Source organism: Pseudoalteromonas sp. L1 (assembly GCF_021728095.1).
GTDB lineage: Bacteria > Pseudomonadota > Gammaproteobacteria > Enterobacterales > Alteromonadaceae > Pseudoalteromonas.
In genome coordinates this window covers 1036553-1057128 of record NZ_JAKKCT010000001.1, presented here as the reverse complement: position 1 = coordinate 1057128, position 20576 = coordinate 1036553, and the positions used below count along the sequence as shown (strand labels likewise).

The following is a 20576-nucleotide window of genomic DNA, read 5'->3' as shown; positions in this document are numbered from 1 at the left end:
AACAAGGTCCTATCGGCTTTCAGTGAATAATTCGCGACCAATTAGCATGCGGCGGATTTCAGAGGTACCTGCGCCAATTTCATATAGTTTTGCATCACGTAATAAACGACCTGTCGCGTATTCGTTAATATAACCATTACCGCCTAAGATTTGGATAGCATCAAGGGCCATTTTAGTCGCAAGCTCTGCGGCATATAAAATCGCACCAGCGGCATCTTTACGCGTTGTTTCGCCGCGATCACATGCACGAGCTACCGTGTAAACGTATGAACGAGCAGCATTCATTTGCGTATACATATCAGCGATTTTGCCTTGAATAAGCTGGAACTGACCAATTGGGCTATCAAATTGTTTACGCTCATGAATATAAGGAACCACAATGTCCATACATGCTTGCATAATGCCAAGCGGGCCAGCGGCTAAAACAACACGCTCATAATCAAGGCCACTCATAAGTACTTTTACGCCTTCGTTTAAGTTACCTAGAATGTTTTCTGCTGGTACTTCGCAGTTCTCGAACACTAATTCACAGGTGTTAGAGCCACGCATACCAAGTTTGTCTAGCTTTTGTGCAGTAGAGAATCCTGGTGTGTTACGTTCAACGATGAACGCTGTGATCCCTTTAGGGCCAGCATTTAAATCTGTTTTTGCATAGATAACAAAGGTATCGGCATCTGGACCATTAGTGATCCACATCTTGTTACCGTTAAGTACAAACACATCGCCTTTTTTCTCAGCTTTTAATTTCATTGATACAACATCAGAACCCGCATTTGGCTCACTCATCGCAAGGGCACCAATGTGCTCACCGCTGATAAGCTTAGGCAGGTATTTTTCTTTTTGTGCCTGTGACCCATTACGGTTAATTTGGTTAACACATAGGTTTGAATGAGCACCATAACTTAAACCAATCGATGCGCTTGCACGGCTAATTTCTTCCATTGCGATTACATGCTCAAGGTAACCAAGGCCCGCACCGCCAAATTCTTCAGGTACTGTCATACCTAATAAACCCATTTCGCCAAGCTGTGGCCAAAGTTGATTAGGGAAGGCATTATCTATATCGGTTTGTTCTGCAAGTGGGGCAATTTCTTGGCTCGCAAAGCTATTAACGTGATCGCGGATCATGTCTGCTGTTTCGCCAAGTCCGAAGTTCATTTCTTTGTATAGTGAAATAGTGCTCATAATGTGTGTTCCTGTGAGAGTCTGTTGACGAGATTGTTGTCAGGTTATTCGTCTAAATTATTAAGGGTTTCACGACAGCGACGTTCTGCTGTAACTAATTCCATCAGTACAACTTTAATGTCGTCCATCTGTTGGCTTAGGTCGGCTTTTTTCTCTGCGATAAGGTCAAGCATAGTCACTAGCTGCTTAGCGCTTGATTTGTCTGCATCGTACAGTTCAAACAAACGACCCGTTTCAGCCAAGGTAAAACCTAAGCGTTTACCGCGTAGAATAAGTTTTAGTCTTACTTTGTCGCGTTTTGAATAAATACGGGTTTGACCATTGCGATCAGGTGAGATCAAGCCTTGGTCTTCATAAAAGCGGATAGAGCGGGTGGTAATATCAAATTCTTTTGCTAGTTCGCTGATACTAAACGTTTGCTCATTGCTAGCAGGTTCAACTGCTGCGCTTTCAAAGTTTGTTTGATTGTCTTGTTTCATGATTTATTTACCTCATTCGAATAACACCAATATAAGTGAAGTTTACGTAAAGGTAAAGGGTGATTTGGGAGTTATACTTTAGACTTATAAAGATAACTGGTTGGATTTGTTGAAAAGCTTTATTTATCTAGCCTTGTAAGCAGATGTTCGATTTTTAATACAACAAAATACAGATAAGTTTACAGTTTTAACGACCGCAAAAAAGTTGATTTTAGATTTACGTTGGCGTAAACGTAAATATTATGTATGCTGAATTAAATCGAAATTAAACTATAACAAATTAACTGTTTGGTTACACATGATTTGAACACATGATGATAACCACTTACATGGAGCCAATTATGACTACTGAAGCCGTTGTTATTGTTGCCGCAAAACGTACCCCTATGGGTGGTTTTATGGGCGCACTAAGTGGTGCACACGCAACTGATTTAGGTGCTACAGCTATTAAAAGTAGCTTAGAGCAAGCCGGTTTATCTGCCGATAAGATTGACGAAGTGATCATGGGCTGTGTATTACCAGCTGGTCTTGGTCAAGCACCTGCTCGCCAAGCAATGTTAAAAGCGGGCCTTAATCAAGGTACTGGCGCAACAACAATCAACAAAGTATGTGGCTCTGGCTTAAAAGCTGCAATGTTTGCCCATGACTTAATTAAGTCAGGCTCTATAAACACCGCTGTTGCGGGTGGTATGGAAAGCATGAGTAATGCGCCTTATATGTTACCGAATGCACGTTCAGGTATGCGTATGGGTCATGGCGAAGTGAAAGACCACATGATGTGTGATGGCCTTGAAGATGCTTACGACAACAAAGCAATGGGTTGTTTTGCACAAGACACTGCCGATCAATATTCAATTGGTCGTGAACAAATGGATAACTTTGCACTTAGCTCACTGACTAAAGCAAACAGCGCGATTGAGACAGGCGCATTTGATAATGAAATTGCAGCGCACACTATTTCTACACGTAAAGGTGATGTGACCGTTGCGATTGATGAGCAACCAGGCAATGCACGCCCTGATAAAATCCCAGGTTTACGTCCTGCATTCAAAAAAGATGGCACGATTACAGCTGCAAACTCGTCATCAATTTCTGATGGTGCAGCAGCGCTTGTGTTAATGCGTGAATCAGATGCTAAAGCACAAGGTTTAACGCCACTTTGCCGTATCGTTGCTCACAGCACACATTCTCAGGCTCCAAGCGAATTTACTTTAGCACCGGTTGGCGCGATGCAATCGCTTTTAGAAAAAGCAGGTTGGTCTGTGAATGATGTTGATTTATGGGAAATCAACGAAGCGTTTGCGATGGTGACTATGCTTGCAATTAACGAGTTAAAACTTGATGAAAGCAAAGTAAACGTAAACGGCGGTGCTTGTGCACTTGGTCACCCAATTGGTGCAAGCGGCGCGCGTATCTTAGTTACCTTAATTCATGCATTAAAGAATCGTGGTCTTAGCAAAGGTGTTGCCTCACTGTGTATCGGTGGTGGTGAAGCTGTTGCTATGGCAATCGAAGTTATTTAATCACTTTAGAATTTTAATCTCTCACAGCCGCAACGTATTTTAAAAACTATCATGTTGCGGCCTCTTTATACCCACTGGGGAGGAGTGCCTCATGCACCAAGTACCTTTATTTATCAACGGCGAATTTACCCAATCAAGTTCAACGCAGTTGATTGATGTTATCAATCCTGCAAACCAAGAAGTGTTAGCGCAAGTTCCGTGTGCAACGGATGCTGAAATGGATGCAGCCATTGCCTCTGCAAAAGAAACATTTAAAACATGGAAAGAAGTGCCAATTTCTGAGCGTGCGCGCATTATGATGAAATACGCAGCACTACTAAAAGAAAACCATGACGAGCTTGCGACGATTATTTGTCATGAGCTGGGTAAAACATTTGAAGATGCCAAAGGCGATGTTTGGCGTGGTATTGAAGTGGTTGAGCAAGCAGCCAATGCACCATCACTAATGATGGGCGAAACAATGGAAAACGTAGCGCGTAAAATCGATACCTATTCTTACATGCAACCACTGGGTGTATGTGCGGGTATTACGCCATTTAATTTCCCTGCGATGATCCCATTATGGATGTTCCCACTGGCTATTGTGTGTGGTAACACCTTTATTCTGAAACCATCAGAGCAAGATCCACTAACACCGATGCGTTTAGCTGAACTATTTGTTGAAGCGGGCGCGCCAAAAGGGGTGTTACAAGTTGTTCATGGTACAAAACCACAAGTTGACCGTTTATTAGAAGACCCAGCAGTACGTGCTATTTCATTTGTTGGTTCGTGTGGCGTAGGTGAATACATCTACTCAAAAGGCACTGCAAACCTTAAACGCGTGCAAGCTTGTGTAGGCGCAAAAAACCACATGGTTATTATGCCTGATGCAAGTAAATCGCATGTTGTAAACAACCTAGTAGGTGCGTCTGTAGGTGCTGCGGGTCAGCGCTGTATGGGTATTTCGGTTGCTGTGTTTGTTGGTCAAGCAAAAGACTGGGTTGACGAAATTAAAGCAGGCTTTGAAAACGTACGCCCAGGTGTATGGGATGATACCAACGCGGCTTACGGCCCACAAACATCAAAAGCTGCTAAAGACCGTATTCTATCACTTATCGCAAGTGGTAAAGAACAAGGTGCAACGTGCTTAATTGATGGCTCTGACTTTACTGTTGAAGGTTACGAGCAAGGTAACTGGGTTGGTCCAACGTTATTTACTGATGTAACAACCGAGATGGATTTATACAAAGAAGAGATCTTTGGTCCTGTATTGGCTTGTATGTTTGTAGATACACTAGAAGAGGCGATTGAGCTTATCAATAACTCGCCTTACGGTAACGGTACTTCGTTATTCACATCAAGCGGCGCTGCTGCACGTAAATTCCAACATGAAATCGAAGTAGGTCAAGTTGGTATCAACGTGCCAATTCCTGTTCCACTCCCGTTTTTCTCTTTCACAGGTTGGAAAGGTTCATTCTACGGTGACCAACACACCTACGGTAAGCAAGGTATTCGTTTTTACACAGAAACGAAAACAATTACTTCACGTTGGTTCGAGGATGATATCGCCTCAGGCCCGAACATGAGTATCAACCTTAAATAAGCCGTAATTAATTTACTGCTGAGCGAGCACACGCTCGCTCAAAGAACACACATTTAAACGACAACAATCGTTATTCACACAAGAATAAGACAACAAATAGAGGTCTACTATGGACTTTAATTTAACCGAAGATCAGCAAGCGTTTGCTGAAACAGCCCGTCAGTTTGCAGAGTCTGAACTTGCTCCACATGCAGCTAAGTGGGACCAAGAACACATTTTCCCTAAAGACACCATTAAAGCAGCCGGTGAGCTAGGCTTTTGTGGTTTATATACCCCTGAAGAAGCGGGTGGCTTAGGTTTATCTCGCCTAGATTCAAGCATTATTTTCGAACAGCTTGCCATGGGTTGTACCGCAACAACCGCTATGTTGACCATTCATAATATGGCAACGTGGATGATTGCAAGCTTTGGTACTGAGGAAGTAAAAGCCCAGTACTGCGAACAATTAGTAATGGGTGAGTTACTTGCGTCTTACTGTTTAACAGAGCCTGGCTCTGGCTCTGATGCGGCATCGTTAAAAACCAAAGCGGTTAAAGAGGGCGATGAGTTTGTGATCTCAGGCTCTAAGATGTTTATTTCGGGTGCTGGTGAAACTGATTTACTAGTAGTTATGGCGCGCACTGGTGGTGAAGGCGCAGCCGGTATTTCGGCATTTGTTGTGCCTGCAGATGCAGCAGGTATCGAATACGGTAAAGCTGAAGAAAAAATGGGCTGGAATGCACAGCCAACACGTTTAATTAGCTTCGAAGGTGTCAGAATTCCTGCGGCTAACTTACTAGGTCAAGAAGGTGAAGGCTTTAAGTTTGCAATGCAAGGCTTAGATGGCGGTCGTATTAATATTGCTACCTGTTCATTAGGTACAGCACAAGCAGCTCTTAATACTGCGCGCGAATACCTAAAAGAACGTGAGCAATTTGGTAAGCCATTAGCTGCTTTCCAAGCACTGCAATTTAAGATTGCCGATATGAACACCGAGCTTGTTGCTGCTCGTCAAATGGTGCGCTTAGCCGCATTTAAACTAGATACCGGTGACAGTGAAAAAACCACTTACTGTGCGATGGCTAAACGTTTTGCTACAGATGTTGGTTTTAAAGTCTGTGACGACGCATTACAAATTCACGGTGGTTACGGTTACATCAAAGAATACCCATTAGAGCGTCATTTTAGAGACGTCCGTGTGCATCAAATTCTTGAAGGCACAAACGAAATCATGCGTGTGATTATCGCACGTCGTATCTTAGCTGAGTCAGCTGGCGACATTCTATAAGGAGCAACCTATGTCTAATCCATCGATTGATTTAAATATTGAAGGTAACGTAGCGGTTTTAACCATGAATAATCCGCCAGCGAATACCTGGACACAAGATACATTAACCGCGCTTAAAGACACTGTAACTGAGCTAAATGCTAACAAAAATGTCTATGCATTGGTGATCACAGGTCAAGGTGAAAAGTTCTTTAGCGCAGGTGCTGATTTAAACGTGTTTGCCAGCGGTGACAAAGGCGTTGCTGCCACTATGTCAAAAGTGTTTGGTGATGCATTTGAAGCGTTAACCAATTTCCGTGGTGTATCAATCGCGGCAATTAATGGTTATGCCATGGGCGGTGGTCTTGAAGTGGCTCTTGCGTGTGATATTCGTATTGCTGAAGAGCAAGCTCAAATGGCACTTCCTGAAGCGAAAGTTGGCTTGTTGCCTTGTGCTGGCGGTACGCAAAACCTTGCATGGCTTGTTGGTGAAGGCTGGGCAAAACGCATGATCTTATGTGGCGAGCGCCTAAAAGCAGACAAAGCACGCGAAATTGGCCTTGTTGAAGAAGTGGTTGGTACTGGCGAAAGTTTAGCTGCGGCAATGAAACTTGCTAACCAAGTTGGCGAGCAAAGCCCAGTTGCTGTGACTGCATGTAAAGAGCTTATCCAAAAAGGTCGCACACAACCTATGTCTCATGCATTGCCATTAGAGCGTGAGTTGTTTGTACAGTTGTTTGATACGCAAGACCAAAAAGAAGGCGTGAATGCATTCTTAGAAAAGCGTAAAGCAAATTGGGTAAATGGCTAATGACTAATGTAACACTACTAAATCATCAAGATGCGCCTGTGGTGTTTGAAACTGCAGAGGCCGAGAGCGGCCTCATTGCAATTGCGACACTCAATGCGCCTAAGTCTTTAAACGCTTTAAATTACGACATGATCCAATTGCTAGAGCCTCAGCTTAGAAAATGGGCTGACGATGACGCCGTTGCCATGGTCGTTCTAAAAGGGGCTGGCGAAAAAGCATTTTGTGCCGGTGGCGATGTAGTAAGCCTGCATAAAGCAATGAGCACAGGTGAGCCTGCTAACTACATTGAAGACTTTTTTACCCTTGAGTATAAATTAGACTACCTAATTCACTGCTATGAAAAGCCAATATTACTTTGGGGTAATGGCATTGTTATGGGTGGCGGCCTTGGTTTAATGGCTGGGGCAAGTCACCGTGTGGTAACAGAGACATCACGTATTGCCATGCCTGAGCTAACCATTGGTTTATACCCAGATGTGGGCGGCAGTTACTTCTTACATAAAATGCCTGAGCAAGTCGGTTTATTTTTAGGATTAACTGCGGCGTCTATCAATGCTGAAGATGCCTTGTTTGTTAATCTTGCTGATCACTATGCAACAGCAGATAAATATGACGCTATTTTAACGGCTATCACCGCTGAAAAGTGGGGCAAAACAGCTTCATTAAACCACGAAAAGCTGACAAACATTTTAATCTCCATTGATAATATTTCAGGCCGTGTCCCTAAAGGTAATATAAAAGATAACTTAGCGGTTATACAAAAGCTGGCTGAATTTGATTCATTGCAGTGCAAAATTGACTACATTCAAGCTTTAGAAACCGAAGACAAATGGCTTACCCGTGCGCAAAAGTCATTAGCACATGGTTGTCCGCTTAGTTGTGCGCTGGTTGAACGTCAATTAGCAAATTCAAAAGAGATGACGTTAGCACAGTGCTTCAAAATGGAGCTGGGTATGTCAGTACGCTGTGGCGAAGTAGGCGAGTTCCAAGAAGGCGTTCGTGCGCTACTAATCGACAAAGACGGTGCACCTAACTGGCAGTTTAAATCGCTTAGCGATATCGACGAAGCAGTTGTAGATAGCTTTTTTACAGCACGCTGGGATGAGCAATCTCACCCACTTAACTCATTAACGTCATCTTAAGTCCAAGGGGTAAACAAATGGCTAAATTAACAATAGGATTTATTGGTTTAGGCAACATGGGTGGCCCAATGGCGGCAAACCTTGTCAATGCAGGTCATACAGTTCGCGTGTTTGACTTAAATAAAGCGGCGGTCAGTGAGCTTGCCGATAAAGGTGCAATTGCTGCAAACGATGCAGCAGAGTGTGCCATTGGCGCTGATATTTTTATCAGTATGCTACCGGCAAGCAAACACGTTAAATCGCTTTACTTAGGCGAAACAGGTCTTATCAACTTACTTGATAGCAAAACTTTGGTTATTGACTGCTCAACCATTGATGCCGAATCAGCGCGTCAAGTGGGTAGCGAACTTGCTCAAAAAGGTATTGATTTTGTTGATGCGCCGGTATCAGGTGGTGTTGCAGGTGCAACAGCGGGCACTTTAACCTTTATCGTCGGTGGTGAGCAAAGCCACTTTGAAAAAGCCAAGCTTGCTCTAGTAGATATGGGTAAAAACATCTTCCATGCTGGTGATATTGGCGCAGGACAAGTCGCAAAAATCTGTAACAACATGCTGCTAAGCATTTTAATGGCTGGTACTAGCGAAGCACTACAAATGGGCATTAACAACGGGCTTGATCCAAAAGTGTTAAGTGACATCATGACTGCAAGCTCTGGCCGTAACTGGACACTTGAGCTTTATAACCCATGCCCTGGTGTAATGGAAACGGCGCCAGCAAGTAATGATTATAAACCGGGCTTTATGGTTGATTTAATGGCAAAAGACTTAGGTCTTGCTATGGAAGCGGCTCAGCAAAGTAATTCATCTACCCCAATGGGGTCAATGGCGAAGAATCTATACACTATGCTTCAGCATCAAGGTGCGGGTAGTGATGATTTTAGCGCTATTTTTAAATTATTCTCGAAGTAGGAGATTGTTGTGGAAATTAAAAACAACAACATTGTAATTACCGGTGGTGCGCAAGGTTTAGGTTTTGCGATGGCTGAGAAATTTGCATCGCTTGGTGCGAACATCGCCCTTATCGATATGCAACAAGACGTACTTGATACTGCAGTATCAGCGCTTGCTAAATATGGCACAAAAGTCATGGCGTATGCTGCTAATGTTACAGATGAAGATGCAGTGGTAGCAACGTTTAACACGATTAACAAAGACTTTGGCCATATAGGCGTATTAATTAACAACGCGGGTATCTTACGCGATGGTATGTTTATCAAAGCAAAAGAAGGCAAAGTGGTAGATAAAATGTCGTTGGCTCAATTTCAATCTGTGATTGATGTGAACCTAACCGGTGTATTCTTAGCAGGGCGTGAAGCTGCGAGCCACATGATTGAGTCTGGCAAAGGTGGCGTTATCGTTAATATGTCGAGTGTTGCCCGTGCTGGTAACATTGGCCAAACAAACTATGCAGCGTCTAAAGCCGGTGTTGTTGCGATGACAACGGGTTGGGCGAAAGAGTTAGGTCGCTTTGGTATCCGTGTTGGTGCAATCGCACCGGGTGTTATTCGCACTGCAATGACAGATGCAATGAAACCAGAAGCAAAACAACGCATGATGGCGGTAACGCCAGTGGGTCGTTTTGGTGAAGCACAAGAAATTGCCCAAACAGCACAATACATTGTAGAGAACGATTTCTTTACAGGTCGTGTTGTAGAAATTGATGGTGGTATAAGACTTTAATTTCAACTACCCATTGAGTCCCAAAACGGTAAGCTTTGCTTGCCGTTTTTTTGCTTTAAGTCGTAACAAACCTTAATTGAACTCAGCCCTTGTAATTAACTTTCCTACATTCAATAATTAAAGTCGTTTTCTACCTTGAGAGATGCAGTGAATCCTAAACAAATCCGCAATTTTTATATCAATGAAGAACAGTCTGTTTATTTGCTGTCTCACCATGATGCTAAAAAGCACCGTCAATGGCTTAACATTTGTATTAAACAGCTAACCTTGCTTGGTTACAGTGACGTTGAATTAATTGGTTCTGGTGCATTTGGCTTTGTATTTGCGGGTATTGATGACGAAGGTATGCCTTGGGTGTTTAAGTTTTCACGCATAACGCTTGCGCAAAGTGTGCGTGACCGTTTAGAAGACGAAGCGTACATGCTTTCGCAAGTGCATAACCCACTCGTACCAAAGTTTTATGCATTTGAGCGCATTAAAAAGCAAGGAATCTTAATGATGGAGCGCGCTCTAGGTGAAGACTTAGAAAAAATCTCCATCAAACAGGGGCGTTTTAGCGCAGCAAAAATTATGGCGCTGGCGCTTAAGCTTCGCAATGTTCTTATTGACTTACGCGAACATAAAAATGGCTTAAGCCCGCAACCAATTGTACATGGTGATATTAAACCCTCTAACATCGTTTATGATGAACAAACAAATAAGTTGTCGTTGGTGGATTGGGGCAGCTCTGTTTATGCACAAATAGACGCAGAAGGTAACCCTGTTGCCAGTAACTTTATGGATCTTATGTCTGCTGATATCAGCACCACTAATGCACGCATGGGGGATGTGTATTTTATTGGTGATGAACAAATGTCGGGCGGGCAGTCATCGCCACGTTTTGATGAGCAGGGTGTTGCATCAACCCTTTATGCACTGGCGTCTGCACAGTCGTGTCGATTTGGAGCTGCTGTTATTCCGGCTACAAGCCTCAATTTACCCATGGAGCTTGCCCGTGTTATTGACGGTATGCTTTCAAAAAATAAGTCCACTCGTGATGGTGCGGGTGATTATTTTATGCGTAACATGCCTACAATGGCCAAAGCTTACCTCCCTGAGTTACCCCGTAAAGTCATTCGCCCTCATATTCCTTATTGGTTTAGTGAGTTTGATGAGCACCCAGATACAGTGGTTTATAGCTCCCGTAAGCAATTTTTAAGACAAGCCGACCATAATCAACAATTACTTGATGTAAACGATGCCCAGCTCGATAGATACTACAAAGAATTTTTATTTGATACCGGCGACACCGAAAAAGCATTTTTGGCCTCTATAAGCCGATTAGCAAAATACCCAGTAGTAGGTGGCCTAAGTTTTCATTGGAAAGAAAACTCACTGTTTGTTGAGTCTTCCCTTATTCTGCATGATGAAACACTCGGCACTGCGTTTACCGATGCGATTAACAACACAGTGATGTTAGCCCAAGGGATTGAACAAAAAGGCCTCTTTAAATGTTGCTTGTTTGATGCGCGTAAAACAATTCAGCTCGAACGTGATGGCACCGGTGCGTTTAAATTTGAAAATTTACCTGAGCTTGATTATGAAGTAATGGATGTACAAGCCTCAGACGTAACCAGGCCACACTCTTATTTTGAAGATGGTAAAGACCCTGACGAGCAATTACAGCTCCCGAAAAAGGTCATAAAGTGCGTATTTGAGCTAAATCAGATACACCATACGGGCTGTATCATTTTTGAAGCCTTACCAGATAGGATGAAAATACATCATTACTATCGTCTGCTTGATGCAAGTAAAGAGCCTGAATTTAAACGTTTGCTAAGTAAGTTGATGCAATATGCAGTAAGTATAACTGATGTAGGTGTAGCTGGCTTTATGAAACTACCTTACAAAAATACCCGTGAATTTGATTTATGTGCTAAACAGCCCGATGAGTTTTATCCGCGTGATCCGAAAAGAGTTTTGGTGAAATGAGTTATTTAACTAAAACTCATTGTAAACGGTATTGAAAATACAACTTTCCAAAATAAAATATAGAACGCGTATTATATTGTCACTTTTTGTACACGCGCGATAATCGTGGTTTAATGCAAGCAGCTAATTTCAAAAAGCTAAGCATTACTCACTTCAACCTGCCATTTTAGGTGTAAACCAGCTTAAGGAAGAGTTGTGGAAACAATCGAAGAAAATAAACTTGAAGAACTATTAAGGCTTGCAGCAGATGAACCTGCTCATCGGCCAGAATTTTGCGAAACTTTACTTAATTCAAACGTGTTTTTACTGGGTGCTACAGAACAAGTAGAAGCTTATGGGCATAGCAACCTTGAAGCTGGTAGTCACATTCAAATACAACATTGGCAAAGAGCCGATGGCTTATCTGTCATCCCGTTTTTTTCGTCTTTAGAAGTGCTTCAGAAATCCATTGATACTGAACAGTCGTATTTGATGCTGCCAACCCGCTCTTTATTTGAAATGACACAAGGAGCTACATTATTCCTCAATCCTAAGTCAAATTATGGTAAAGAGTTTTTACCACAGGAAGTGGCTCACTTATTAACCACAGGTATCAGTCAGTCTCCAGTACAAAGAGTTGTTGAGAAAGAAACAACAGTCCTATTGGGAGAGCCTGCTAATTATCCTCATAAAATGATTGACTCTTTAACTCAGTTATTCGCAAAGCATAGAAATGTGAATAGCGCCTACCTTGCTTTAATGCACGATAAATCCGTTGATGAAAAGCCGCATTTAATTATTGGCATTGAAACAGATGGTGACGCTAAAAAAGTGATAACAGAAGCAGGCTCTGTCGCCACAGATACATTACCAAAAGGTGAATCAATAGATTTTTATCAAATCACAGAAAATGACTCTGGTTTAAGTGAGTTTTTGCTAACTCAAATTAAGCCCTTTTATGAGAAAAGATGGGGAACGAAGCTTTGTTCTGCGCTTGGCTCAGGGAAGGCATAAAAATCTTTGGTATTTTAAATGCTTAGTTGTTGCCCAATGTGATGTTTAGTTAATCGTGAGGGATTATGAAAAAGTTTATTTTACTTGTTTTAGCTGTGCTCGCTCTGACTTCTTGTAGCAAGCCTTTGCCAGCGGATAAGTTATCTTACGTAGGTGAGTGGGAAAGCAAAGAAATGTACTTACTTATCCATCAAGACGGTACGGTGGTATATGAGAGGGTCCAAGATGGTGGGTCAACATCTATAAACGCGCCGTTAAAAGAGTTTAGAGGAGATGACTTTGTAGTAGGTGTGGCTTTTTTTACCTCTAATTTCGATGTGACAGAAGCACCACACTTGGTTGATGACCAATGGGTAATGGTTGTTGATGGCGTAAGACTAACAAAAAACCAAAGTTACTAGATATTGCTGTAAATACTTATAGGAATTTACTTAAATAATTAATAGTAGGTTGTTTTTATTATAAGAGATTCTTACTTTAGAAGCGTGTATTTACGTTATTTAGTATTTCAAAAGGGATGTTATGAATAAATTATTATTTTTTATTGTTTTTTTCGTTATTAGTAATGCTCAAGCAGCTGAGACGACTTATTTCTCAGAATTAAAAGCTGAGCTTGATCAGGCTGTACCAAAGATTTTAGATAAGCATAAAGCCCCAGGTGTAGCTGTTGCCTTTGTTCAAGACGAAGAGGTTACTGGATTTCTTTCTTATGGTTTTGCTGATATTGAAAGTCAAAAAGCGATTACAGAGAATACCATGTTTAATGTGGGCTCAATATCAAAAGTAGTAACTTCGTGGGGGGTTATGCAGTTGGTGGATCAAGGTAAAACTGAACTTGATAAACCAATAAATAATTATTTAAAACGCTGGAAGATACCTAAGTCTGAGTTTGGAACTGAAAATGTAACATTAAGAAATGTTCTGTCGCATACATCGGGCTTGTCTCTCGGTCCTTATTTTGGATGGGGTTCACCGACTGATGTTCCTTCGATTGTTGATTCATTAAATGGCAAGAATAATGGTGCAGGCGATGTAAAATTAATACATACACCAAATACAAAATGGTCCTACTCAGGTGGTGGGTACTCTATTGTTCAGTTACTCATAGAAGATGTATCGGGTTTAAGTTTTGAAGACTATATGCAGAAAAATGTACTTAAGCCGCTCGGCATGAATAACTCAACATTTAATGTAACACCTGCTGTTATGAGTAAATCAGCAACACCGTATGATGAAAATGCAAAGAAAACATCCATGATCTACTTTGCTGAGCAAGCTGCTGCGGGTTTACAAACGACTGCTATTGATTTAGCACGATTTAATTTAGCCGTGCTTAAAAATAAGGAAAATAAATACAATGGCTCTCGTCTTATATCACAAGCTCTAATTACAGAAATGATTACACCTGTAGCAAACACAGGAGATCGCTGGAGTATGAGTTATGTTGTCGATTCAGAAAATAAAAGTTTAGGGTTCGCTGGATTCAACCAAGGTTGGATAGCCTTAACACGGTCGATTACAGACCAAAATAGAGGCTACGTCATACTTACCAATAGCAGCATAGGAAGCGTTAGTAATGATATTGATAGTCTTATTTTATCTAAATTGCGCAAGCCTAAAAGTGAGTAGTTTGTAGCAACTAAGCTTACTTAATAGGTATTTTGATACTCAATAAGGTGGTTATGTTGAAAAGCATTGAGATAAGAACAATCTACTTAGTATAGAACTCAATATTAGGGAGTCGTACTGATGAATCAATTAACTGAAAAAACGATTGCATGTCCATATTGCGGTGAACAAATAGATGTTTTACTTGACCCTGCAGACTTAAATCAACAATACATCGAAGATTGCCAAGTTTGTTGTAAGCCAATAAATTTTTTAGTTTTTGAAAACAGTGATGAAGAACTTTCCGTTTCTGTATCAAGCGATGATGAAAGTTGTAGCTTTTCTAACTATTAAAAAATGAAATACTAAGATTTCTAATTCATCAAATATTAAAACCTGCTAGATGGCAGGTTTTAATATAAGGTTTTCTTATTTGTGATCTTCAATTATCTCAGTGATCCCTTCAGCCGAGAGTATTTCTATCCAATAACCATCAGGGTCTTTAATAAAGGCTAAGCCTTTCATAGAACCATCGTCTGGTTTTTTTACAAACTCAACATCGTATTTTGCAAAGCGCTCACATGCTGCGTATACGTCTGGCACGCTAATACCGATATGACCAAAGCCTTTTGGTTCATCATTACCACTATGGTAACCTGTAAAGCTGTCGTCCTTTTCTGTGCCCCAGTTATGTGTAAGCTCGATAAGAGCAGGGCGGCGAAACACCCACTGTGCTTTTTCTTTATCGGTGCCTGTTGGCATGTCTTGCTCATAACCTAAAAAGTACAGTGTAAACTCCATTTTAGGGAAGTCATATTTACCCAGTAACTTCATGCCTAAAACGTTTTGGTAGAAATCTAGAGACGGCTTTGGATCTTTAATGCGCAACATTGTTTGCTGCATAACATAACCTTGCGTTGCATTCGTGATTTGTTCAGGTGATTCGTTGTAGTTAGACATATACATCCTTTTTAACTGACATTAATGATGATGAAAGTAGTCTAACATAATCACGTTACCCTTAAATTAATAACAAATAATATTGACGAGTTTGACTGGCTGTGAAGATATTAACTTGCTAACTCAAATAAAAAACCGCCCTAACAGGCGGCATATTTCAACTTACAGCTAAAAACTGATAGCTCAAAACTTAAAGTCAATTACCCCAAGGATTACTCGCACTTGAACGTTGTTTACGAGCTCGAGCAAGTTGTTTTGCTTCTTTTTTAGCGTGGATGCGTTTGGCGTCAGTAAAACTTAACTCACACGGTTCACCTGGTTTTTGATCTGCAGGGATCACACGATCGCGTGGCGGTAATTCGTAGTTTACATCGTCAGGGCGTGGTAAGTTTTTAAGACGATACAAATAAAAGTTCTCGACTTTTTCTTGTGCCCATTGGGTTTTACGTAAAAACTTAACCGCAGATTTTACATCTGGGTTATTCTTAAAGCAGTTCAAACGCATATAGGCGTGGAGTAATTCCCAGCCATATTGTTCGACAAGCTCTGTGACGACTTGCTCGATACCAACACCTTGCAGTGGGTTATTGCTGAAAATTTCTTTATTACTCATTAGACTGTCCGGTATTACAAAACTAGGGTAAGTATAATTGCCTTTACCCTAGTTTTATAGCTAACTTGCTAAGAATGTTTATATCCGCACCTATTCTTTGCAATTAACCACTAAACGGCCGCGAATTTCACCTTTTAATAGGGCTTCGGCATTTGCAACGGCATTAGAAAGTGGAATTTCTTGCGAAATAGCATCGAGGTACTGAGCTTCAACTAACTCACTTAAACGTTGCCATGCTTCAATTCGGTCGGCTTTTGGGCGCATTACACTATCTATGCCCATAAGACTAATGCCACGAAGGATAAACGGTGCTACCGTTGCCGGAAAGTCCATACCTTGTGCTAATCCACATGCTGTTACAACACCACCGTATTTAATAGATGCACATACATTGGCAAGGGTGTGGCTGCCAACAGAATCAATTGCGCCAGCAAATTGCTCTTTTGCCAGTGGTTTACTAGGTGCTGAGAATTCTTCACGAGATAAAACGCGTTTTGCGCCTAATTTTTTAAGGTGGTCTGCTTCATTCATTCGACCTGTTGTTGCAACCACATCAAAGCCAAGCTTATTTAATAAGTAGATTGCAAAACTGCCTACACCACCATTAGCACCGGTGACAAGTATTTCGCCGCTTTGTGGTGTAATACCTTGTTTTTCTAGGGCGATAATACTCAGCATTGCGGTATAACCTGCCGTACCAATTTGCATTGCCTGTTTTGGTGTTAAATTAACGGGGAGGGGGATAAGCCAATCTGCACTCATAGACGCTTTTGAACTCAAACCACCTAAGTATTTTTCCCCAACACCAAAGCCATTTAACAGGACTTTATCACCAACTTTAAATTCATCGCTCTTAGACTCTGTCACTGTGCCTGCAAGGTCAATCCCAGGGATCATAGGAAATGTTCTTACTACAGGGCCTTTACCAGTAATCGCTAAGGCATCTTTGTAATTTAACGTACTGTAGTCAACATCAATATTTACATCGTGCTGGTGGATGCTCTCTATAGGAAAGTCAGTGTACTGGGCACAATAACCTTGATCATCTTTGTTGATAACTACCGATTTTACTGATGTTGTCATGTTGACTCCTTTTAGACCGATCGTCTTTTAATGGTTGAAATAAAACCGTATTAAAACGGCTTTATAAAATTAAGCGTAAAAATTGTGCTGTATAAAGGGTGAGTGGTTCACTTGATTTATCAAGTTTAGAGCGCATTACTGCGCCTTCCCAGCCGATCCAGAAAAACTCAGCAAGCATCTTACAATCTGATGATTGAGGTATTTGCTTTTGCTGCTTTGCGTCAACTAGGCACTGCTCAATTAAAGCTTGCCAGCTGATGTAAGCTTGCTTAATACGTTCTATCATTGGCTCATCAAGGTAACTGAGTTCTTGATTTAAATTGCCAATTAAGCAGCCACGCTTAAACTCAAACTTTGTCATGCCGTGTTTGGCGTCGTTAGCAAACAGTACAACTCTTTCAAGCGGGTTTATTTTTTCATCAGTTAGATGGCGTTTTAACTTTGCTTGAAAATAGCTGTCGTAAGCATCAATAAGTGCTAAGCCAAAATCATTCTTACTTTTGAAGTAATGATAAAAAGAGCCCTTAGGTACCTGCGCTGATTTTAAGATTAAATCAATGCCGGTTGCACTAAAGCCTTTTTCAGTTAATACAGCTAAACCCGTATTAATTAAAAGAGCGCGAGTATCTGCATTTGAACGTGCTATTTTTGGTGGCCTGCCACGACGGCTTGGCGTTGTGTTATTTGTTTGCATACTTAATATTAGACCGATCGGTTTTTAATATGCAAGTAATTAATTGCCTAAATTGTAATCATCATAAATTTGTCATGATTACAATTTAAATGGGAACTTTGCCGAAACGGCTTAGGTCACAATTATGAAGCTAAAAGAGATAAAATTTTTAGCCGAATTTAAGTGTATTTATAGGTGGTTTTAGATGAGAGGTACGACCACTTAGTCATTTAAAATGTTAATTCAGTTGAGCATCAGCATGTTACTTGTTGTCAATTTATTTAATTGCTTTTTGCTATTTGAATTTAACAGTTTTATTAACTATTCATTAAATGTAGATGTCAATTTCGCTACATATCTATAAATATAAAAGGTGAGGATATTACCTATGAAGAGACAGAAAAGAGATCGTTTAGAAAGAGCTCATTCTCAAGGTTATAAAGCAGGCTTGGCAGGCCGTTCCAAAGATCAATGCCCTTATCAACAAATCGACCCTAAATCTGAATGGTTAGGCGGCTGGCGCGAAGCAATTGAAAACCGCAATATGTTTAAAACTTAATATAGGCACCTGTTAATTTACGCAAAAAAGCCCCATGCAGGGGCTTTTTTGTATCTGCAAACAAGTAAAAAATTAGAATGCAGTTGTATCTTGGAAAAGACCTACTTTAAGATCTTTCGCTTCATAGATTACACGGCCATCTACTTCTACAGTACCATCAGCCATACCCATGAATAATTTACGTTTGATAACACGTTTCATGTCTAAACGATAAGTAACTTTTTTAGCTGTTGGTAGGATTTGACCTGTGAATTTAACTTCACCTACACCGAGTGCACGGCCAAGACCAGGACCACCAGACCAACCAAGGAAGAAACCAACTAATTGCCACATTGCATCAAGGCCTAGACAACCAGGCATAACAGGGTCACCTTTAAAGTGGCAGTCAAAGAACCAAAGATCAGGGTTAATATCTAACTCGGCAACGATCTGGCCTTTACCGTGCTCGCCGCCATCTTCAGTAATTGAAACGATGCGATCCATCATAAGCATGTTGTCGCTAGGTAGGCGGCAGTTGCCTTCACCAAACATTTCACCTTGACCGCAAAGGATTAGTTCTTCTTTTGTATAGCTGTTTTTAGGTTCCATAACTCTTATTCGTCGCTTAGAAATTGCCATGTACTTTAGCGTACACTTGTACGCTAAACAACTCGGAGCAGTTAAATAATTTATATTTTCAGCTTGTTTTATGACCACTTAATTAAACTGTTACAGATAAAGGGAGATAAAACCGCGCATTGTGAAGTAAAAATCATTATAATTGCTGTGATTCTTTAACCAGTCTAAAGGAAATTTATGATCCTTTTTGTAAACTCACTGACAGTGATTGATTTTTCTTACTTGTGTAATAAACGCGGCGCAGTTGGCGAGAGCTGGATTGTGGATTTAACTCTACATGGTCAGTTGAATGATGAGTCGATGGTGCTGGATTTTGGTTTAGTTAAAAAGCAAATTAAAGGCATTATTGATGACTGTATTGACCATAAACTTGCTGTGCCAGAAAAATTAAATGGTTCACTAACACAGCATGCAGAGCATAGCGTGCTAGATTGTCACTTCGGTGATAATTATCACTTAGCAATGAGTGCACCAAATCAAGCCTTTTGTTCTATAGATGCTGATATCATTGATGAAAACTCAGTGACTGAGTTTTTAATTAAAACGATAATGCCCCAGCTTCCTAATAATATCGAAAAAATCGAAATTAGCTTAAAGCCAGAACATAGCCAAAGCTTCTACTATCATTACAGCCACGGCCTTAAAAAGCACGATGGTAATTGCCAGCGTATTATCCATGGTCATCGCTCACAAATTGGAATTAGCCTTGACGGTATGGCTATGCCTCGCTTACAAAAAGAGTGGGCAGATAAATGGCAAGATATTTACTTAGCGACAGCTGAAGATGAAATAAGTAAAGCTGAACTTCAACATATAAGTGCTGAGAGTAACGATGTGTGTTTTGCCTATACATCACAGCAAGGTTATTTTGAAATGGTGATAGATAAATCACGCTGCGACATTTTACCTTGCGATACGACAGTTGAATGTATTGCTGATTATTTAAGTTCACAAGTTAAAAACCAATACCCTGAATCAGAAGTAAAAATTACAGCCTACGAAGGGGTTGGCAAAGGGTCTATTAGTTATGCATAAAGGATTACTAATAGCAGCATTTGCAGGATTATTTTCTTTAACTGCAAGTGCTGTTGAATTAAAAGGACATTTAACTCAAGGCGGTTTAGTAACTGGCCAAATTGAAGGCGCTAAAAGTGTTAGTTTCAATGGCGAGCAACTTAAGCTTTCAACAAATGGTGAGTTTGTATTTGGCTTTGGCCGTGATGCAGATACGAATCATAACCTCTCTTGGGTTAATAGTGCTGGTGTGAGCCACGAGCAAGCAATTGTAATCACTAAGCGTGATTACAAAATTGATAAAATCACCGGTGTTGCAAAAAAATATGTTTCGCCACCTAAAGAAGTGTCTGAGCGTATTAGCCGTGAAGCTGTTGCAGTACGTAAAGCTAGACAAGTAAATTCTGACTTACGATACTTTTTAGATCCGGTTTATAAGCCTGCAAGTGGACGTATTTCAGGTGTTTATGGTAGCCAGCGCTACTTTAATGGTGAGCCTCGCCGCCCGCATTTTGGTTTAGACATTGCCAATAAAACAGGCAGCCCTGTGTATGCACCAGTAAGTGGTACGGTGGTGTTTGCTGATGCCGATTTATACTACTCTGGCGGTACCTTAATTCTTGACCATGGCCATGGCGTTACCTCGACTTATATTCATTTAAGCAAATTGGATGTAAAAGTAGGGGATGAAATTACGCGTGGTGACAAAATTGCTGAGATCGGCGCAACAGGCCGAGTTACCGGCCCTCATTTAGACTGGCGTTTTAATTGGAAAAACGAACGCCTTGACCCTGCGCTAATGATGCAAGACACATTAGCTAATGAAAAGTAGAGACT

The 20576-nt window shown here is 41.0% G+C and carries 22 protein-coding genes; 15 read left to right on the top strand and 7 right to left on the bottom strand.

Features of this window, described 5'->3' with window-relative positions; translation table 11 throughout:
* Positions 1-9: 9 nt before the first annotated feature.
* Both L3V38_RS04975 and L3V38_RS04970 read right to left on the bottom strand, forming a co-directional pair.
* Entirely contained in the window at positions 10-1185 is a 1176-nt protein-coding gene (locus tag L3V38_RS04975) for an isovaleryl-CoA dehydrogenase (RefSeq protein WP_063705375.1), read from the bottom strand.
* A gap of 44 nt (positions 1186-1229) precedes the next feature.
* Entirely contained in the window at positions 1230-1664 is a 435-nt protein-coding gene (locus L3V38_RS04970) for a MerR family DNA-binding transcriptional regulator (protein WP_054553803.1), read from the bottom strand.
* A gap of 341 nt (positions 1665-2005) precedes the next feature.
* On the opposite strand from L3V38_RS04970, the gene L3V38_RS04965 reads away from it, so the two are divergent.
* From L3V38_RS04965 to L3V38_RS04910, 12 genes are all read left to right on the top strand, one after another.
* Positions 2006-3187 carry an acetyl-CoA C-acyltransferase gene (locus tag L3V38_RS04965; protein WP_237118580.1) on the top strand — a complete coding sequence of 394 codons (1182 nt, stop codon included), beginning with the start codon at positions 2006-2008 and terminating at the stop codon, positions 3185-3187.
* A gap of 91 nt (positions 3188-3278) precedes the next feature.
* Positions 3279-4769, top strand: a complete 1491-nt coding sequence (locus L3V38_RS04960; protein ID WP_237118579.1) for a CoA-acylating methylmalonate-semialdehyde dehydrogenase — start codon at positions 3279-3281, stop codon at positions 4767-4769.
* 109 nt (positions 4770-4878) lie between these two features.
* Positions 4879-6036, top strand: coding sequence for an acyl-CoA dehydrogenase family protein (locus L3V38_RS04955; RefSeq protein ID WP_237118578.1), 1158 nt, complete (start codon positions 4879-4881; stop codon positions 6034-6036).
* Between the two features lie 10 nt (positions 6037-6046).
* Positions 6047-6826 carry an enoyl-CoA hydratase gene (locus L3V38_RS04950; RefSeq protein WP_237118577.1) on the top strand — a complete coding sequence of 260 codons (780 nt, stop codon included), beginning with the start codon at positions 6047-6049 and terminating at the stop codon, positions 6824-6826.
* Positions 6826-7968: an enoyl-CoA hydratase/isomerase family protein gene (locus L3V38_RS04945; protein WP_237118576.1), complete on the top strand. Its 1143-nt coding sequence runs from the start codon at positions 6826-6828 to the stop codon at positions 7966-7968. The genes L3V38_RS04950 and L3V38_RS04945 overlap by 1 nt, the downstream gene beginning before the upstream one ends.
* 17 nt (positions 7969-7985) lie before the next feature.
* A complete protein-coding gene (mmsB, locus tag L3V38_RS04940) occupies positions 7986-8876 on the top strand; it encodes a 3-hydroxyisobutyrate dehydrogenase (RefSeq protein WP_237118575.1) in 891 nt (296 codons plus the stop codon).
* A gap of 9 nt (positions 8877-8885) precedes the next feature.
* Positions 8886-9647 carry an SDR family oxidoreductase gene (locus tag L3V38_RS04935; RefSeq protein WP_237118574.1) on the top strand — a complete coding sequence of 254 codons (762 nt, stop codon included), beginning with the start codon at positions 8886-8888 and terminating at the stop codon, positions 9645-9647.
* Between the two features lie 147 nt (positions 9648-9794).
* Complete coding sequence (locus tag L3V38_RS04930; RefSeq protein ID WP_237118573.1) at positions 9795-11618, top strand: serine/threonine protein kinase; 1824 nt, start codon at positions 9795-9797, stop codon at positions 11616-11618.
* Positions 11619-11813: 195 nt separating this feature from the next.
* Entirely contained in the window at positions 11814-12611 is a 798-nt protein-coding gene (gene sseB, locus L3V38_RS04925) for an enhanced serine sensitivity protein SseB (RefSeq protein ID WP_237118572.1), read from the top strand.
* Positions 12612-12676: 65 nt separating this feature from the next.
* Positions 12677-13012, top strand: coding sequence for a hypothetical protein (locus L3V38_RS04920; protein WP_130149850.1), 336 nt, complete (start codon positions 12677-12679; stop codon positions 13010-13012).
* Positions 13013-13133: 121 nt separating this feature from the next.
* Positions 13134-14240 (top strand): serine hydrolase domain-containing protein, encoded by a 1107-nt coding sequence (locus L3V38_RS04915; protein ID WP_237118571.1) that lies wholly within the window; start codon positions 13134-13136, stop codon positions 14238-14240.
* Positions 14241-14360: 120 nt separating this feature from the next.
* Positions 14361-14573, top strand: coding sequence for a CPXCG motif-containing cysteine-rich protein (locus tag L3V38_RS04910; protein ID WP_237118570.1), 213 nt, complete (start codon positions 14361-14363; stop codon positions 14571-14573).
* A 75-nt stretch (positions 14574-14648) separates the two neighbouring features.
* On the opposite strand, the gene gloA is transcribed toward L3V38_RS04910, so the two are convergent.
* From gloA to L3V38_RS04890, 4 genes are all read right to left on the bottom strand, one after another.
* Positions 14649-15179: a lactoylglutathione lyase gene (gene gloA, locus L3V38_RS04905; protein ID WP_237118569.1), complete on the bottom strand. Its 531-nt coding sequence runs from the start codon at positions 15177-15179 to the stop codon at positions 14649-14651.
* 196 nt (positions 15180-15375) lie between these two features.
* Positions 15376-15792: a VF530 family DNA-binding protein gene (locus L3V38_RS04900; protein ID WP_237118568.1), complete on the bottom strand. Its 417-nt coding sequence runs from the start codon at positions 15790-15792 to the stop codon at positions 15376-15378.
* Between the two features lie 90 nt (positions 15793-15882).
* Positions 15883-16875: an MDR family oxidoreductase gene (locus tag L3V38_RS04895; protein ID WP_237118567.1), complete on the bottom strand. Its 993-nt coding sequence runs from the start codon at positions 16873-16875 to the stop codon at positions 15883-15885.
* Positions 16876-16936: 61 nt separating this feature from the next.
* On the bottom strand, positions 16937-17569 hold the full coding sequence (locus L3V38_RS04890) for a TetR/AcrR family transcriptional regulator (protein ID WP_237118566.1): 633 nt from the start codon (positions 17567-17569) through the stop codon (positions 16937-16939).
* A gap of 367 nt (positions 17570-17936) precedes the next feature.
* Between L3V38_RS04890 and rmf the strand changes: the two genes are divergently transcribed.
* On the top strand, positions 17937-18107 hold the full coding sequence (gene rmf, locus L3V38_RS04885) for a ribosome modulation factor (RefSeq protein WP_062569403.1): 171 nt from the start codon (positions 17937-17939) through the stop codon (positions 18105-18107).
* Positions 18108-18179: 72 nt separating this feature from the next.
* Here rmf and fabA read toward each other — a convergent pair whose 3' ends face one another.
* The gene (gene fabA / locus L3V38_RS04880; protein WP_062569073.1) at positions 18180-18695 is read right to left on the bottom strand and encodes a bifunctional 3-hydroxydecanoyl-ACP dehydratase/trans-2-decenoyl-ACP isomerase; all 516 of its coding nucleotides are present in this window, start codon (positions 18693-18695) and stop codon (positions 18180-18182) included.
* 207 nt (positions 18696-18902) lie between these two features.
* Here fabA and L3V38_RS04875 point away from each other — a divergent pair, with 207 nt between their 5' ends.
* Both L3V38_RS04875 and L3V38_RS04870 read left to right on the top strand, forming a co-directional pair.
* Positions 18903-19760: a 6-carboxytetrahydropterin synthase gene (locus L3V38_RS04875; RefSeq protein WP_237118565.1), complete on the top strand. Its 858-nt coding sequence runs from the start codon at positions 18903-18905 to the stop codon at positions 19758-19760.
* Positions 19753-20571 (top strand): M23 family metallopeptidase, encoded by an 819-nt coding sequence (locus L3V38_RS04870; protein WP_237118564.1) that lies wholly within the window; start codon positions 19753-19755, stop codon positions 20569-20571. Before L3V38_RS04875 ends, L3V38_RS04870 begins: the two co-directional genes overlap by 8 nt.
* Positions 20572-20576: the final 5 nt, after the last annotated feature.

Excerpts from the sequence above, each read along its gene's own strand:
- L3V38_RS04975 (WP_063705375.1), bottom strand. The coding sequence starts at position 1,185 with ATGAGCACTATTTCACTATACAAAGAAATGAACTTCGGACTTGGCGAA.
- L3V38_RS04970 (WP_054553803.1), bottom strand. The coding sequence starts at position 1,664 with ATGAAACAAGACAATCAAACAAACTTTGAAAGCGCAGCAGTTGAACCT.
- L3V38_RS04965 (WP_237118580.1), top strand. The coding sequence starts at position 2,006 with ATGACTACTGAAGCCGTTGTTATTGTTGCCGCAAAACGTACCCCTATG.
- L3V38_RS04960 (WP_237118579.1), top strand. The coding sequence starts at position 3,279 with ATGCACCAAGTACCTTTATTTATCAACGGCGAATTTACCCAATCAAGT.
- L3V38_RS04955 (WP_237118578.1), top strand. The coding sequence starts at position 4,879 with ATGGACTTTAATTTAACCGAAGATCAGCAAGCGTTTGCTGAAACAGCC.
- L3V38_RS04950 (WP_237118577.1), top strand. The coding sequence starts at position 6,047 with ATGTCTAATCCATCGATTGATTTAAATATTGAAGGTAACGTAGCGGTT.
- L3V38_RS04945 (WP_237118576.1), top strand. The coding sequence starts at position 6,826 with ATGACTAATGTAACACTACTAAATCATCAAGATGCGCCTGTGGTGTTT.
- mmsB (WP_237118575.1), top strand. The coding sequence starts at position 7,986 with ATGGCTAAATTAACAATAGGATTTATTGGTTTAGGCAACATGGGTGGC.
- L3V38_RS04920 (WP_130149850.1), top strand. The coding sequence starts at position 12,677 with ATGAAAAAGTTTATTTTACTTGTTTTAGCTGTGCTCGCTCTGACTTCT.
- L3V38_RS04915 (WP_237118571.1), top strand. The coding sequence starts at position 13,134 with ATGAATAAATTATTATTTTTTATTGTTTTTTTCGTTATTAGTAATGCT.
- L3V38_RS04910 (WP_237118570.1), top strand. The coding sequence starts at position 14,361 with ATGAATCAATTAACTGAAAAAACGATTGCATGTCCATATTGCGGTGAA.
- gloA (WP_237118569.1), bottom strand. The coding sequence starts at position 15,179 with ATGTCTAACTACAACGAATCACCTGAACAAATCACGAATGCAACGCAA.
- L3V38_RS04900 (WP_237118568.1), bottom strand. The coding sequence starts at position 15,792 with ATGAGTAATAAAGAAATTTTCAGCAATAACCCACTGCAAGGTGTTGGT.
- L3V38_RS04895 (WP_237118567.1), bottom strand. The coding sequence starts at position 16,875 with ATGACAACATCAGTAAAATCGGTAGTTATCAACAAAGATGATCAAGGT.
- L3V38_RS04890 (WP_237118566.1), bottom strand. The coding sequence starts at position 17,569 with ATGCAAACAAATAACACAACGCCAAGCCGTCGTGGCAGGCCACCAAAA.
- rmf (WP_062569403.1), top strand. The coding sequence starts at position 17,937 with ATGAAGAGACAGAAAAGAGATCGTTTAGAAAGAGCTCATTCTCAAGGT.
- fabA (WP_062569073.1), bottom strand. The coding sequence starts at position 18,695 with ATGGAACCTAAAAACAGCTATACAAAAGAAGAACTAATCCTTTGCGGT.
- L3V38_RS04875 (WP_237118565.1), top strand. The coding sequence starts at position 18,903 with ATGATCCTTTTTGTAAACTCACTGACAGTGATTGATTTTTCTTACTTG.
- L3V38_RS04870 (WP_237118564.1), top strand. The coding sequence starts at position 19,753 with ATGCATAAAGGATTACTAATAGCAGCATTTGCAGGATTATTTTCTTTA.